Genomic DNA, 16,779 nt, shown 5'->3' with positions numbered 1-16,779 from the left:
CTGAATTTCAACATATTAGCATTAGTGTAATGATAAATATAAAGCGATGGAGTGAACGGATAATGAAAGAAATTTCAGTAATTAAACATTTTATTTCCAATAATATAGTTCTAATGGAGGGAGAGGACAAAAAATACTATGAGAATGATATTAACTCGGAACTAGTAAAAAAAGAGACAAATGAAGGGATTACCCATAAAGAATTTAATGAGAGAATAAGATATGAAGTTGCAGAATTTATTAATCATTCTTTTGATAATATTGTAGTTTTAGCTGGTGCAGGAGCCTCTGTGGTAGTGGAAGAAGGAAAGATTGATAAGGAATTTGGAAAAACTGTTTTGATGATTGCTGAAGCAATTGAAGAAAAAATGCGTGAAGAATCTGATACGTACACTTTACAAGAACTAGCAACAATGAGTAGTTATGAGGAACCTGTCCTAGATATAACAACAAAAAAATTTAACCATCGATTTAATCTTGAAGATTTTTTATCTAATTTATTAACATATGAACAATTTATTAAAGATGATTTAAAGAAAGAAAAATTTATTAAATCGAAAAATAAGATTTTAGATCTTATAAAAGATAATACTAATTACAATTTCGATGGTTCTAAGATGAAGCATGGATCTTTTTTGAAAATTTTGTCTAAATATATAAAGAAGCCTAATAAATTAACGATAGTAACAACAAACTATGATACTTTATTTGAAGAGGCAGCTGAAAGTTTAGATTTTACTGTTATGGACGGATTTACTTTTTCATATAATCCATATTTTGATGGTGATATGTTTGAATGGAATTTGGTGAAAGATATTCCAAACGTTAAGACAAAAGAACTAGAGTATAAAAAAAATATCATTAATTTATTGAAAATTCATGGTTCATTAACTTGGGAAAATTCAATAAATGGTAAAAGGATTAACAGGAAAAATAAAAACCTTGTTGAGAAACCTATTATGGTATTTCCAAGCTCTAACAAATATATGCAAAGTTATGAGAATCCATACTTTGAACTTTTCACTAAATTTCAGGAACTTTTACGAAGAAAAAATACTTTATTGATAACTACTGGATTTAGTTTTGCTGATAATCATATTGCGAAAATGATTATACAAGCTATTAAGCATAATACTGGATTAGCTGTATTAGTTAGTGATTATAACATTGAACAAAATCATGAAAACTGGGTAGAATTAGATGAACTTAGAATTAATCATTTTCGTATTGCTTTTCTAAAGGCAACTTTAAACAATAACTTAACAGATTTTTTAAGTGAAAGGAAGCGAGCAGGTAATAATGATTATTGATGAATTCTATAATGAAACTGATAAAAGTCATTTTTATCTAGGAATGGTATCTCAAGTTTATAGAGAAAGCAGTATTATTCAAATAGAAAATTTATCGTGGTTGGGACATCGAAAAATAAAGTTAGAAACACTTATTCCGAATACTGTTAACTACTTTGTAGTTGTTGATTCTGTTCAAGGTTTATTTATAGGTGAAATATTTCAGTCAAGGGTTTCTAATTCTGAGAGTGTACATGATTCCATGAATAATGGCTTTATGGAAGATGTTTATCCTGAAATAGGGGTTGATATTATAGGCTTGATGAAACTAGGTGAAGATAAATTTAGTCTTGCGGGCTTTAAAACAGTAGGGATAACTGATAAAGTTTATATTGCTAATCAAGAGATGATTAAAAAATATCTTGATTCTATTGAGATAAGAAAAAATGATGATGAAATGCCACTTTCTGCATTTGGAAAGTTTTCAAATCTTGATAGTCAAAATATTATTTTGAGACCAAGTACTATTTTTGATAGACATATAATGGCACTGGGCGCTACAAACAGTGGCAAATCAACTTCGTCCCTAGCAATTTTAGACAAGTTATTGAAAGATAAGAAAAAAGTACTAATTATTGATCCTACTGGTGAATATTCTAACTCATTTGCTGAAAATGAAGTTAAAAAATTGAAATTAGGAGTTGATACTGTTGTTTCAGTTAGTGAGTTATCTATCCAACAGTGGGCTATGCTGTTCGAAACAAACGATGCTACTCAACCAGCAGTCTTATCTGATGCTATAAAAAGTTTAAGGTATCAAAAGAAAAATGATAAATCGGGTATTTATGAAAAGAATAATCAATTAGTTTCAGTAGTAAATGAGCACATGGCTAGTGTAGGTATGAATGACAGAGACTTTATCTTATCTGATTTACCTGCGCAAATTTCTGAGGAAACAAATCAGGTTAATCGTGATGGAACTAGATTTGTGAGTAACAATTTTCAGTTTAACTTACATCAGTGGCTAGTCCAGAAATTACAAAACAAATTAGATAACACAAGCTTTGTAGACTTTTTCAATAATGATGACTCAAAGTATAATCTTATGTATGAATTGGATAGTTTTTCGTCGATATCTAATACAAGCCTGTACATTGATACATCTGAAATTGGAACAACAGATGGCGTTGGAGGAATGATTATTGACTTAGTTTGTAATTACTTAGTTAATAAAAATAAGAATGACATAAAACCATTTGTCCTGTTTATTGATGAAGTGCATAGGTATACAAGAACTTCAAATTCAGAAAATGATTATTATACTGGATTAACTTCAATTGCTCGAGAAGGAAGAAAAAAAGGAATTTTCCTTTTCTTGACAACTCAAAATCCTCAAGATGTTTCTGGTGTTCTTTTAGGACAGATTGGAACACTTTTAGTTCATAGATTGACCCAATCAGAAGAGTTAAAATCAATACAAAATCATTTAGGTTCAAATATTTTAGGACAAGTAAAAAAACTAAATAGAGGCGAGGCAATATTATCAAGTATAAATTTGCTACAGGACATTCACCTGAGGATAGATAAGTGTGGCAGAAACCATGATAGTGATACTCCAACACTTTAAAAATCAATTAGAAAAAATCCTCTTTAATCAAATTTGTGATTATAATGTATTAAAAAAAGAAGGTGTCAGAATGTTTGATTATAATAATTATTTACAAAAAAATGGTTCAATGTCTTTCGAAGAGGCATTGAAGATTTTCAACTCCATTTTTAAAATATTGAAATGCAAAGATGAATATTTACATGAACTATGGAAAGAAGTTATAGATTCAGCAATAGCCTATTCTAATATGAGAACTAACTGGAATTATTTTTCTAGGGAAGAGAAACAGGAAAAGGATAAATTAAGAACTAACTATCATAATACATTTATGATCAATCTAAAGGCATTCCATAAGTTAACTGAACAATTGGAACTAGATACTAGTTGGATAGAAAAACTTGGCTCGTCAGAAGATAGAAACCGCTGGGGAGATTTTGGAGGATATATCTTGTGTATTGAAAATATTAGAGCTAGATAGGCAAAAAAATTAGGTCGAATTGTATTTACGAGGAGGAAAGAATATGAAAATAGTAAAACCAAATGAAATTAAGGACGAACTCATTGAATCGTTTAAAAGAAAGATGCTAATACCTATTATTGGTTCTGGATTCTCAAGAGACTGTCTTACTCGAAGTGGAAAAGTACCTTCTGGTGAGGACTATAAAAAATTTATGACTAACGAACTTTTAAATACAAGTCTTTTTAGTGAAAGTGATCAAAAAATGATAAAAGAGAAAAAATTTTCTGAGTTATCTAGCACATATAATAAGCATATAGAATTTGGTAAACGAAATAAATATTTAACAGATAATTTTATGCATGTTCATCTATGCGATGCTAAGAAAAAATTTCTTGAAATATCTTGGACATATATTTATACGCTCAATATTGATGATGCTATTGAGAGAAATAGCTCTTATAAAAATGTTGTGCACTCTAATCGAAAGTTCAATGATAATATTTTTACACAGGAGAAATGTGTAATAAAAATGCACGGTGATATAAATGAAATAGTTACTTATAAGGATTCAAACAGTCAGATATTCAGTCAAGATCAGTATCTTGAAAGTTTAGATAAAAACCATCCTTTATTACAAAAATTGCTCCATGATTTTACTTTTCAAAATTTAATATATATTGGATGTAGTCTAAGTGACGAAATAGATTTAAAGACTGTCTCTATAAAAAAAGAAAATTATGAGAATGTTAATCGATATCTATGTACTACACACGAACCTAGTTTACTTGAAAAAGATCACTTTGAGTCTTTTGGAATAAGTCACATCATTCTATTTGATAAATTTGATGATATATATGATTTTTTATATGAGACTTGGAAAGAATCAGAAAAAATAAAAGTTGACGAATTGGAATCATTTGTTATAAGTAGTCGTCCTGAAAGAATAGATTATAAATTTGAAAACAACAGGGATTATTTATTGTTCGGAAAAGGTTTGTTGGATAAAAATAGAAAGATATATATACCGTATTATTTTATTAGTCGAGATTTGTCAGAAAAAATATTATTAGACATTACTAGTAATTGTATTCAACTTGTATTTGGTAGTAGAGCCAGCGGAAAAACTTATTTAATGATTGATATCGCGACAAAGGTTTTAAATAAAAAAGTATATTTATTTGAAAGTAAAGACAGCATTAATACTGAAGCTTTTTCAGTTTTAATCTCAAAAAAAGATAGCCTTTTGTTATTTGATGACGGTGCTTTATCAACTACTCAATTAGAGCAGTTATTTAACGCTAAAAATGAAATACATGCTATAAATTCGCATGTAATTATTTTTTCAAATAGGAATTCCAGAGATTTACTAGGATTAATTAATCAGTTGAAATTAAAGGATAAACTAAAAAAAACTGATATCTGTGAATACAATCTAAACAAAAAAATGTCTAAATCTGAATTAGACAAAATAAATAAATTACTTCCGGCCACTGAATTAACTATTTTTAAAAATACCACTATTTTAGATAATATACTAAGAATTAGTAATTTATTAAAAAATCAAAATAAGTACACTCATAAAAATGCATCCTTAGAGGATAAATTTCAAGTAGCAGTTTTAGTTGCATTAGCTACAGAGAAAAAGCTATACTCAACTAAAATAATTATGTTAGATTTATTAACTGAAATAGAAAAACAAGCTTCGTTTACTACTCCTTTGATTGATAAAGAAAACACTTGGAATTTTGAAAAAACATATGGAAATAATTCTCCAACTAAATATGTTTTGAACGCAGAGTATTGGTTGTACAATGTATTAAGAGATTTTGTGAAAAAAGACAGCAATAGAAATATAATCGTAGAATCTTATGTCTATATAATAACCCAATTGCTACAACAGATGAATGGTAAAGAGATAAGCAATACTGCTAATTCAATTTATAAAGAGTATATACTATTCGATAATATTAATAAGGTTTTTGGTTTTGATGAAAAGATCAGAGATATTAGCTTAATTAGAGATATCTATGATGGACTTGCCGAGTTATTGTCAACAGAACCCAGTTATATGCATCAAAAATCAAAATGCTATATAAAATCTATGATCGTTGAAAGTAAACTAAATAAAGAAATCAGATTAGATTATTTGAAAAAAGCAACTAGATGCGTAAATACGGCTTATCAAATGTTTGAATCTATTTATACTAATACAAGGAATTCAAAGGTAAAAATATCTTTAGATCATGTACATTATACGAAAGCAATAATACTTTGTCATGAATGCTATTTAAATAATTATAAAAATGTAGAAGAAAATGAGAATACTTTAAAAATATTGTATGAAGCGCTTAGCTCAAATAATAACTCGTATGATTACGCTCGTAAAGACTTTATTAATGAAAATGATGTAATAAAAAAATTAATCAGTTATTTACTTATCAACGGAAATGAACTGGGAATAAGCAAAGATGCTAAATCCTATTTATCTAGCTTGGCTTCTATAATCAAAAATAAATAATTATTTTGAAATATTACCTTTTGATTAAACTAGTGTGTTTTAAGAAAAAGTAATGATACAAATAAAAATCCCTTATCAGATATTAATCTGACAAGGGATTTTTGGTAGGGAAAATGGTAGGGAACCATATCATTTTTAATGAAAATCAAGCATTTCATAAGTTGAAAAACGTTGATTTATCGGCATTCCCCATCCTTATTATGTTGGCTCTTTATTCCCACTCAACAGTAGCAGGTGGCTTACTCGTAATATCATAAACGATCCGATTCACATGATCCACTTCATTCACGATCCGCACAGAAATCTTCTGCAACACATCCCAAGGAATTCTAGCAAAGTCAGCTGTCATCCCATCAATCGAAGTTACTGCACGAATGCCCACAGTATAATCATACGTACGGCCATCACCCATCACACCCACACTACGGATGCCAGGTAACACAGTAAAGTACTGCCAAATATCACGATCTAAACCAGCGTTGGCGATCTCTTCACGTAAAATCGCATCAGAATCACGCACGATTTCTAATTTTTCTTCAGTAATTTCACCAAGCACACGAATCCCTAAACCAGGACCAGGGAATGGTTGGCGCCAAACTAGCGCTTCAGGCATGCCTAATTCGATTCCTAAGGCACGAACTTCATCTTTAAACAACGTATTCAACGGTTCAATCAATTCAAATTGCATATCTTCCGGCAATCCGCCCACGTTATGGTGAGATTTGATCGTTTGAGCTGTTTCAGTTCCACTTTCTACGATATCTGTATAAAGGGTACCTTGTGCTAGGAAGTCGATGCCATCAAGTTTTGTCGCTTCATCATCGAAAAGATAAACGAATTCGTTCCCAATGATTTTACGTTTTTTCTCTGGATCAGAAACGCCAGCTAATTTATCTAAGAAACGTTTTTTTGCGTCTACTTTAATAATGTTCAAGCCGAATTTTCCGCCTAAACTATCCATTACTTGTTCTGCTTCACCTTTGCGCAATAAACCATGATCTACAAAGATACATGTCAATTGGTCGCCGATAGCTTTTTGTAAAAGCACACCAACAACGCTTGAATCCACGCCGCCTGAAAGGCCAAGAAGGACTTTTTTATCACCGACTTGTTCGCGGATTTTGTTGATTTCCATTTCGATGAAGTTGCCCATTGTCCAGTCGCCTTCGCAATGACAAATATCAAACGTAAAGTGACGTAATAAGTCATTCCCATATTCAGAATGACGAACTTCTGGATGGAATTGTACGCCGTAAAGGTTACGGGCTGTATCTTCAACTGCTGCAAACGGACAATCTGCGCTAGTTGCCACCGTTTCAAAGCTATCAGGGATGGCAGCGACAAGGTCACCATGACTCATCCAAGCGATTTGTTTTTCAGGTGTGCCTTTAAAAATAGGTGAATCAGGAATCAAAAGTGATAGCTCTGACTTGCCGTATTCACGGTTACCAGCAGGTTCAACTTTTCCGCCTAAATTATGCATCATTAGTTGCATACCGTAACAAATTCCTAGAATTGGAATGCCTAATTCATAAATTTCAGGATCGATACTAAACGCATTTTCATCATAAACACTATTTGGGCCACCAGAGAAAATAATTCCTTTTGGTGCCATTTCGCGAATTTCATCCGCTGTGATTCGGTGGCTCAATAATTCTGAGAACACGCCAAATTCACGAATACGTCGAGTAATCAATTGGTTATATTGACTACCAAAGTCTAAAACAATAATTTTTTCGACAGTTGTCAAATCGGCAACATTGGTCACATTTATTACCCCTATCCATTTAGATTTATCTAATAAAAGGTCAAAAAGAATTTTTTGACCTTTTTAGAATCAAGTTAAGTGTTGTTTTGAGATCTAGCTTTACGAATTAATACTTCCGCATAAATATCTCATCAATAATATGATTTTCAGTCTTATGAAGTATAATATCCGCTCTGCCTCGAGTTGGCAAGATATATTCCTCTAAGTTCTTCAAATTCACTGTTTTCCAAACTTCTTTTGCCATCGCAAAGGCATCTTCACGGTTTCCGATCGCATATTGATAATAGTAATTATCTGGATCAAGAAAAGCTGTATCAAGTAAGGCGCCAAAACGTTCAAGGTACCATTTTTCGATCAGCTTCGGTTCTGCATCTACAAAGACTGAAAAGTCAAAGAAGTCGCTGACGTAAATCTGCTGATTGGCTGGTAATTGCAGTGTATTGATTCCTTCAACGATCAGAATATCTGGTTGTTGGATTACTTCATATTCGCCTTCAATAATATCATAGACACTATGAGAATAAAGTGGTGCTTTGATTTCTTCTTGGCTATTTTTGACTTGGTTTAAAAAGTCGATCAACTTTTCCATGTCATAGCTTTCTGGAAATCCCTTCCGATCCATAATGCCTTTGGCTTCTAAAACCTTATTCGGATACAAAAAGCCGTCCGTCGTGATCAGTTGGACATTGCGGCGTTTAAAGGTTCTGGATAAAATCAGCTGCAGTAAGCGAGCGGTGGTACTTTTCCCAACAGCCACACTACCAGCGATCCCGATGATAAAAGGTGGAACAGGTACATATTCATGTAAAAACAGCCCTTTGCTAACAGTTAAAGACTCAAATTCTTTCATATATAAATGAATCAGATGAGTCAGTGGCACATAAATGTCCTGCACATCCTGCAATGAAATTTGATCATTGAAGCCTTTAATATCTTCTAATTCTTCTTCTGTCAGCGGCGCTTTGCCGTTATGATAGAAGCCCTGCCATTCCTTCCGTGAAATGGGGTAATAATTCATTTTATCGTCCATCGGTTCCTCCACCAAAGCCAACATTTATTTCTGTGCTTATTATAGCATCTTTCATAAAACAACAAAACCCTACTGAGTGGTTAAAGTAGAGTTTTGGTGTGTATTCTTATTTATTCATAATCAAAGCACTTGTATCTTCAAAGTCATAGGCTGATAAGTCTAGTTTGATCGGTGTATTCGTTTTAGGATCATATTTGGTGAGTTGATCATCGAACATAAAATAGTAATAACCACTATCCTGAGTGAAAAATGGAGAATTTATATGTTTTTCTTGTTCCAATTTTTCGTATTCAGGAAAATGAATGAACGATTCTGATTGGTCTTTCAAGTTGTAAACGGTCCATGTATAGCTTTTTACATAGAGCTCATAGTGACGAATGATTAGGTTTTCGTTTGGCACGTCTACATATATTTCCATCGGATAAGGATAAGTCAAAGTGAGATACGATTGATTTTTTGTTGCTAGATCATATACAAGTACTCGATTTGCTTCTCCTGGTTCACCAGTTGCCCCCACACTAGCATTGGCTTCTGTAATATAAAATTTATTTTGAAAATGAACCATTCTCATGTATGCACTTTTTTCATCACCTAAATCTGTTTCTTCGATCACTTCAAATTCCTTCGTCATTTTCACTAACATATTTTTACTTGATCCGTCATCAGGGCTAGTATAGCCACATAAAACATAGAGATACTCTCCTAGAGGGATCAATTGATTGGTTAGGATACTTTCTTTTTTGCGGAGTTCCTTTTTCAACTGTAGTTTCAAGTTCTTATCATATTTATAAAATTCTGTTCGATCACTAAAACAGGCGGTAGTATAAAAAAATTCCCCGTCTACATTTGAAGTATAGGCATCATTTCCTTCTGCTTTGACAAGATCAATTGATAAGTCACGACCAATTTTTGCTAAGGAAACTTCAAGTTTGGGATTTTCAGAGGTTTTTGTGTAGTAATGATTATCCATTGTCCAAAAATTATTGCGCCAAAAATTTAGGTTTCCGTCTGTTCGTTTAAGTTGCTCCACTTTTTCTAGTTTATCGTCTTTTTCAAGAAAAGTTGTGATGTTTTTTGAATCAATAATAGCTATATTGTACTCTTTTGTTTTTAGTGCAGTTGTTTTTTGGCATCCGCCAAGTGTAATTAAAAATAATAGCGAGGCTAGGCCGAGTATTCTTTTTTTATTCATATGTAAGTTTTCCTATCTTATTTCATTTAACTTTATTGTATAATGGAAGAATTACTGTTTCAATATGATTATGACAATTAGTCAATTTTTAAGGATATTAGTTAAATTTGAATCGTATGATTGGATAGGATGAGGGGCCGTTTTATTTTTACTGCTAAAATAATTTTTTGCCTCGGCAAAACAGCCTTTTCAATGGTATGATGAATAAAGAAAACAAGTCGAGAAAGGGAAATGCTTGATGAAAAAAATCGTTTTATTTGGAGATAGTATCACAGCAGGATACGGTGAAGAAGCCATCACGCCTATTTTACAAAACTTGATTGCAGAAGATTTAGCAGCTCAAAATTATGAAGAGGTGATGATCGTAAATGCAGGAATGCCGGGAGATACTACGCAAGATGCACTGAAACGTTTGGATAAAGAAGTCTTAGCAGAACAAGCAGATATCGTAACGATTTTCTTCGGCGCCAATGACACGAATAGCGACAATTTAGTGCCTTTAGAAAAATACGCTGAAAACCTCGAAACAATGCTCGCTAAAATCGGTAAAGAAAAAGTCGTGTTACTCACACCGCCATATGTAGATTGTGCTAGAAAACCAACCCGAGATGATGATCGGATTCGTGAATATGTAGAACGAGTAAAAGTGATCGGCGCTAAATATGAAATTCCTGTTATTGATTTATACAAAGCAATGGTGGTTTACCCTGGAACAGATGAATTTTTACAAGCAGATGGACTACATTTTTCTAAAACGGGTTATGACTTACTAGCTGCCTTGATTGTTCGCGAAATAAAAGGTAGACTGATGACAAAAGAAAATAGTTAGGAAGAAGAAAATGAATAATCATTATTATACAGAAAATCCAGATCTTGCGCATGATTTAGAGCAATGGTCGTTTGAATTAAGAGGGAAGAAGTTTCAGTTTTTAACTGATAGTGGGGTGTTTTCCCGTAATACAGTGGACTTCGGTTCCCGTGTGTTGATCGATGCTTTTGAGTGGGAAAATCTTCCAGAAGGCAAATTGCTAGATGTCGGTTGCGGTTATGGTCCAATTGGTTTAGCGTTGGCTTCATTCAGTGGTAGAACGGTAGAAATGATCGATGTTAATCAGCGAGCGGTGGCTTTAGCGCAAGAAAATGCGAAGAAAAATCATGTTGAAAATGTCGATATCCACACATCAAATATCTACGCTGATACACATGAACAGCAATACGCTGCAATCATTAGCAATCCACCGATTCGAGCAGGGAAAAAAGTAGTGCATGAAATTTTAAGTGAAGCGTATCCTAGACTACTTGTCGATGGAACATTGACTGTCGTGATTCAAAAGAAACAAGGTGCGCCAAGTGCTGAGAAAAAAATGACTGAAGTTTTTGGAAATGTAGAAATCGTGACAAAAGAAAAAGGCTACTATATTTTGAAAAGCGTCAAAGAAGCATAATAGTGAATAGAAAAATAAAAAATCGAGACAGTCGAAATGATTGTCTCGTTTTTTTGCGTATTATTCTTTAACGAGCTGTAAAAGTTGCGTATAAATAGCTTTCCAAGTTCCTGCTTCATTAAAGTTTTCAACTAGTAAAAAGGCGGTGTCCGATCTTTCAATCGGTGCCACATAATTTGCGATGATTACATCAGCGATCGTATCATCTGTCGTGAAGATGAAGGTATCGGGGTTAAGGATTTTTATTAATTTTCGTTTTAAGGCCAATTCAGCAACAATGTTCCCACCAAAGTCGATATAAATCATGACTTTTTGCTGATGCTCACCTAGAACGATCAAATAAAGTGTATCGATCAAGACTTGCTTGCTTTCTTCTTTTTTAGACCAAGAAACTTCTGGTTGGAACTGATCATAGAAATTAACCATTTGTTCATACAATGCTGCATGGGTTTGGATACTTTTAGTAGTTAAAGCTTGTGAGTAAAAGATATTTTTTAAATCGTGACCAAAAAACTCGATATAACTTAAATGTAGGGTCAAGATATAAAGACTGGCGTAATAGTTTTTATAAAGACGCGGCAAAGATTCTAATGTAAAAGTATCGAATACGGCATCTAACATTTGTTTAGCAAGCATCGCTAAATCAAAATCGACCATAGTTTCTAAATGTTCACCCAAGCGAATCATTTCTTCAAAAGTACAAAGTCTAGGAATAAAGATTCGTAGGAAAAAGAGCAGATAGGCGTGATCAAGTTCATTTTCTTTTACTTCAAGAATCGTTGTCAAAGGAAACACAGAGGATGCTTGAATTTCCACTGATAAGCGATTTAGATCAGTCGGTGTATGCTCCAGCACATAGAAAAAAGAGTTTAGACTATGAAGCTCGGAGTAGGTCATTTGTTTGGCGTAAGGAAGAGTTTTGTCGTTTGCTACGCTTTTTTGACGTTCAGTTTCGATTGTAGGATAAGGTGAGCGATAAAAAAATAAGAAACTAAACACTAAAAAGCGAAAGATAAAGATATCAGAAGCGCGTCCATTAAGAACAACAGTCTTATTAGCAACCATCAATTTTAAATTGAATTGTTTTAAAAAAGGATTGACTTGACGGATGACATAATAGGTATGTGACTGAGAAAACAACAACTTTTGTGCAATATCAGTAATTGGTGTTTGGTCCTCATGTAAAAAAAGATAAGTCAATTGAAACATAGCTGAAGCATTTAAATAATGTTGAATGAGTTCATAAATCAATAGTGAAGAATGATGACTTCCTTCAGATTTTTCTGCTATATATTTATTTTCTTTATACTGAATGGTTATCGGGATTTGATAGATAGCTAGATCTTTATCGAGTTGAAGCACAAAATGATACAGACGATTTTTAGATAGAGACAACTGTGCTTGTAATGTCTCGCTTTCAATCATAGGGCTATTTACGATTCTAGTAAATAAATCCAATTTTATCTGTTCGTTTTTCTTGATTAATTGAGTCATTAACATAGTGATCCCACCTTTATAGTAGTTATTATAAACGGGTTTAAATGTTTTTCATATTAAAAAATTAAAAATAAGTAAATTATTGTAATACGAGATTATCTTGAATTTGAGGTCGGCTTCTTTTATATTTTGTAAGCAGAACAAATTTTGACAAATTAAGAGGTGTCTAAGTGAAATTAATTAAACAATTCAATTTATGGATGGTTATTATTTTTTTAGTTGTCAGTCCGTTATGTCAAAACCCAATACATGGATTCGCCGAAACGCTAAACAAGCAGACCAATATTTTAAAAATACATAAAAATGAAAAAGAACAAGCCGTCGTTACGTTACCTCAATTCAGTTCAGATAAAGAGATAACCATTAAAACAAACACCGTCATTGATATTGTAGCTTTAGAGCAAGAACAAGCGCTCCAAAATTTAACAAGTGATGCAGACAAGCAATGTATTTCATTTACCTACCAGGGACCAGAACCTTTTCAATTGTTTTTTGATACGGATGAGGTAAAAGAGCAAGAAATCATAATAGAACAGAATCAAGAGGTCACAACCTACCAACTAGAACTAGATGAAAGTTTTACTGAAACAAATGTGACAGAAGCAACTAGCAGCGAGAGCGAAGTTCTCGAGCAATCAAGTTCAGAAGTAGTTGAAACATCAGACCCATCAGAAATTGAAAGAAGTTTAGAAACGCAGAGTAGTACTAGTAATGATGTAGAGTCAAGTTCAACTTCCACAACAACAGAACAAGCACATAAACCAGAAACACGGTCAGGCGACTTAATGAGCGAGATTTCGGCAGATCGAGATGCTGGTTGGAAAGTACAACTAGATAAGCAGAGTACGTTATCTACAGCTCTAGCATCTGGAAATCAAATTTCTTATGGTTTTGCAACAGAAGAAGATTTATTTTTAACCAATATTTTCTTAACCAACGAAAATGGTCAACGAGTTGATTATCGAAATGAAAGTAATTCTTCCAATGGTAGAGGAATTCGTTTCTACTCTTTTGAAAAAGTTGGTGATTATACAGCTATAGAGAAAGTGGCGTTGACGGCAGTTTCAGTCAAAGATAACCAAATCAGAGGATATGGAGAGTTTACACTTGATCATAATATACTCTACTCTTATAAAGTTGTGGTACGAGTGACATTAAGTGCAAATCCTGTAACTGGGGATATTCAAAAACAAATTGAAATCAAACGTGTAGACAAACCCCTACTAGGTGATCCTCAACCAATGAATGTTGGCTTTTCAGAAATCGTTGATACTAAATTGAATGGTCGAGACGGCGGAGACGTTGCTTACATTGGGAATGGTCGAGGACTTTCACTTGAAAATACTCCATATCAACTGATGTTTAGAGTTGGGGAGACAAATAATGATGGTGCTAACCCAGACAAATGGGGGGCAGCAAAAGGAACCTATTTAGATTTAAGTATCGGAATTCATTGGTGGTATCGTTATGCAGAACCTGGTGATTTTTTTAAGAACCGATCAATCATTGGTGGTGAGGTTCATGGTCTAGAAGGTAACAATGGCCAGCCAGGTGAAATCGCAGCTCATTATTCAGATGCGGCGATTGCAATGATGTGGAATAAACAAAAAGTGAAACCACAAGAAACACGCACGATGGCGTATACGATTCATTTGGATGAAATCAACAAACCTAAAATCAGCCTACAATCAGATATTCCTGCAAGTTTACTTGAAGGAAAAGACATTGAAAAAGTAATCGGCACAGTAGAAGCTGCTAGAAGTAGCACAGTTGATATGCTCTATGCAATCGATGATGAACCCTATACAAAATTTGAAGAGATTGAAAACAAGAATCCAGGTGAAAGACAGGAATGGTCACTTGATAAAATTGATTTGTCAGCATACAAAGCTGGAAAACATACACTAACTTTTCTAGCTCAGGACAGCGATGATCACTTGTCTGAGAAGATCACACGTACGTTTAGAATCGTGTCAAAAGACACAAAATATGTGTTTGATTCTACTGTTACAAATATGAATGGACTCCTTTCAAAGGTTCATCCTGGCGATCGTTTACACTATGAAATATATCTAGAAAATAGAGGGAAGAACATTTACTTTCAATGGAAAAATGACTTTTCCAACTACTTGACACTAGATGAAACGTCACTGCATATCGAAAATAAACGAGACCCTAAACCGAATGTTCAAATCAAAGGAAATACAATGATCTATGATGGGGCAATGGCGCTTAATGAAGTGATCACGTTTAGTTTTGATGCCATTGTTAAAGAAGAAAGTTTAGGTGTAAAATTAGCATCAATCGTGAACAAAGCTAGTTTTTATGAAAAAGGCAGCACAACAAAACCTTTAGTAAAAAGTGACATCAGTGTAGCAAATGAAGGGGTTGTTACTAACTTCCCTAAACCATATTTAGAAGGCCAGTTACTGAATAAAGAAATCAAAGAAGAGGATGAACTTGTTTTTGAGGGCAAAATCGGTAACTCGACACTAGCCAAAGAAACAGATTCTGGTGCGTGGAAACAAGTGCAATATGTGTTTCCAGAGGAAGAAGGACTAGATCTAAAAGAAATTCAGGTTCTTGACAAAAATAATCAGCCGTTACCTGACAGCGAAGTTGAATGTGGAATCGTTTCGGAAACAGATAGTCAGCAAGTGAAGCAAAACTATCGTAGAATGGCGATTGCTCGTTTTAAAAAGGATATTTTCCCTCAAGAAGAATATCATATTCGAGTGAAGGCGAAAGCAGCAAAAGATTCATCTAAGTTAAATGAACCAATCATTGTTCATACTTCAGCTTTTGGAACAGACAAAACAGAAGAAAGTGTTGAAATTGAGCAAGAAATCCAGCTACCTAAGATTCAACCCAAAGAAATGTTAACGATTGTAGAGGTTACAGAGGGAATGGATTTTGGTGAGTGGACACTAAAACGAGAAAAACAAAAAAGATACGCAGAAGATCTAAGTATAAAAATTCAGGATACACGTAGCGGCAATAATTCATGGTCGTTGCGAATATCGAGTGAAGTAAAAAATGAATCTGGCGCTATATTACCTCTTTTCTTTGAAGAAGGAAAACAAAAACAGTCTTTAGAAGACGGAGTTGTCATTGCTAACAAAGGAATGAAGGAATTGACTTTTGGAGAAAAAAGCAAGCAAAAAATTTATGCTGAACTTTCTCCAGACATGACAAAAGGCCACTACCAAGGAACAATTTCTTGGAATCTGATGGATGTACCTTAAGAGGCAAGCGTTCATTATTAACGTTTTAAAAAGATAGAGCTATTAGTTTCTATCATTAAAATAATTAAGTAGTTAAACATATTAGGAGGAATTTTATTATGAAAACAAGTAAATTAACAGCAGGAATGATTCTATTAACAGTAGGAAGTATGTTTGCAGTAACCGGACATGCAGAAGAAAATCCCCATTCAAAACAAGCAGTAACGAAAGCTGAAGCCTCTGTTAAAGGTGGAGATCTATACTTAACAGGTTTTACAAATAATGTGAATTTTGATTTTGATTTAAATGATGTGGTAACAACGGATGATGCAGGGATGACGGCAATTAATTCAACAATTAAATCTAAAAAGAATGCTGACGGACTTATTTTGGGGCAAGTAGTCGATTTGTTAGGTTCTAATGAGAAATGGACAGTTAATGTGAAATTATCAGAGTTTGTAAATACAGAAAATAAAGAACAAACACTTGCATCACCCATGATCGGAGGAACAAGAATTTTAGGCCAAGAAACACCGAGATCAGCGTCAGATGATTCAATAACTGTTGATCAAGTAGGAACTAATATTGTTTCTGACGGAGAAACAACAGGGTTAGGTGTTAATACGATTGGGCTTTCTGGTGCGACGATGACATTTGGTTATACAAATAATAAGAAAATTGTTGCAGGAGATTATGCAGGCGAAATTAACTGGAACTTAGTCGATGCAGAAACAGGACAAGAGTGAG

At 33.4% G+C, this 16,779-nt stretch carries 12 protein-coding genes; 8 read left to right on the top strand and 4 right to left on the bottom strand.

The window, feature by feature from the left end; translation table 11 throughout:
- The first annotated feature begins 62 nt into the window (after window positions 1–62).
- Genes I583_RS12395 through I583_RS12380 form a run of 4 tightly spaced genes read left to right on the top strand, consistent with a single transcriptional unit; the run spans window position 63 to window position 5,876 of the window.
- Complete coding sequence (locus I583_RS12395) at window positions 63–1,310, top strand: SIR2 family protein (protein ID WP_010761741.1); 1,248 nt, start codon at window positions 63–65, stop codon at window positions 1,308–1,310.
- On the top strand, window positions 1,300–2,916 hold the full coding sequence (locus I583_RS12390; protein WP_010761740.1) for an ATP-binding protein: 1,617 nt from the start codon (window positions 1,300–1,302) through the stop codon (window positions 2,914–2,916). Before I583_RS12395 ends, I583_RS12390 begins: the two co-directional genes overlap by 11 nt.
- Window positions 2,879–3,376: a hypothetical protein gene (locus tag I583_RS17000; RefSeq protein ID WP_010761739.1), complete on the top strand. Its 498-nt coding sequence runs from the start codon at window positions 2,879–2,881 to the stop codon at window positions 3,374–3,376. Before I583_RS12390 ends, I583_RS17000 begins: the two co-directional genes overlap by 38 nt.
- A 43-nt stretch (window positions 3,377–3,419) precedes the next feature.
- On the top strand, window positions 3,420–5,876 hold the full coding sequence (locus I583_RS12380) for an SIR2 family protein (protein WP_010761738.1): 2,457 nt from the start codon (window positions 3,420–3,422) through the stop codon (window positions 5,874–5,876).
- A gap of 211 nt (window positions 5,877–6,087) precedes the next feature.
- Here I583_RS12380 and guaA read toward each other — a convergent pair whose 3' ends face one another.
- The 3 genes from guaA to I583_RS12365 form a co-directional block, all read right to left on the bottom strand.
- Window positions 6,088–7,644: a glutamine-hydrolyzing GMP synthase gene (gene guaA, locus I583_RS12375; protein WP_010761737.1), complete on the bottom strand. Its 1,557-nt coding sequence runs from the start codon at window positions 7,642–7,644 to the stop codon at window positions 6,088–6,090.
- 106 nt (window positions 7,645–7,750) lie between these two features.
- Window positions 7,751–8,674, bottom strand: coding sequence for a type I pantothenate kinase (gene coaA / locus I583_RS12370; protein WP_010761736.1), 924 nt, complete (start codon window positions 8,672–8,674; stop codon window positions 7,751–7,753).
- A gap of 106 nt (window positions 8,675–8,780) precedes the next feature.
- Window positions 8,781–9,866, bottom strand: a complete 1,086-nt coding sequence (locus I583_RS12365) for a hypothetical protein (protein WP_010761735.1) — start codon at window positions 9,864–9,866, stop codon at window positions 8,781–8,783.
- Between the two features lie 238 nt (window positions 9,867–10,104).
- On the opposite strand from I583_RS12365, the gene I583_RS12360 reads away from it, so the two are divergent.
- Together I583_RS12360 and I583_RS12355 are read left to right on the top strand one after the other, a co-directional pair.
- Window positions 10,105–10,695 (top strand): SGNH/GDSL hydrolase family protein, encoded by a 591-nt coding sequence (locus I583_RS12360; protein ID WP_010761734.1) that lies wholly within the window; start codon window positions 10,105–10,107, stop codon window positions 10,693–10,695.
- Window positions 10,696–10,705: 10 nt separating this feature from the next.
- The gene (locus I583_RS12355) at window positions 10,706–11,311 is read left to right on the top strand and encodes a class I SAM-dependent methyltransferase (RefSeq protein ID WP_010761733.1); all 606 of its coding nucleotides are present in this window, start codon (window positions 10,706–10,708) and stop codon (window positions 11,309–11,311) included.
- A 60-nt stretch (window positions 11,312–11,371) separates the two neighbouring features.
- On the opposite strand, the gene I583_RS12350 is transcribed toward I583_RS12355, so the two are convergent.
- On the bottom strand, window positions 11,372–12,811 hold the full coding sequence (locus tag I583_RS12350; protein WP_010761732.1) for a helix-turn-helix domain-containing protein: 1,440 nt from the start codon (window positions 12,809–12,811) through the stop codon (window positions 11,372–11,374).
- 167 nt (window positions 12,812–12,978) lie between these two features.
- Here I583_RS12350 and I583_RS12345 point away from each other — a divergent pair, with 167 nt between their 5' ends.
- Both I583_RS12345 and I583_RS12340 read left to right on the top strand, forming a co-directional pair.
- Window positions 12,979–16,053, top strand: a complete 3,075-nt coding sequence (locus I583_RS12345; RefSeq protein WP_010761731.1) for a hypothetical protein — start codon at window positions 12,979–12,981, stop codon at window positions 16,051–16,053.
- A gap of 98 nt (window positions 16,054–16,151) precedes the next feature.
- Entirely contained in the window at window positions 16,152–16,778 is a 627-nt protein-coding gene (locus tag I583_RS12340; protein WP_010761730.1) for a WxL domain-containing protein, read from the top strand.
- Window position 16,779 lies beyond the last annotated feature (1 nt).

The sequence above is a fragment of the Enterococcus haemoperoxidus ATCC BAA-382 genome, from assembly GCF_000407165.1.
Classification (GTDB): domain Bacteria; phylum Bacillota; class Bacilli; order Lactobacillales; family Enterococcaceae; genus Enterococcus_L; species Enterococcus_L haemoperoxidus.
This window is presented reverse-complemented; position numbering and strand designations above follow the sequence as displayed.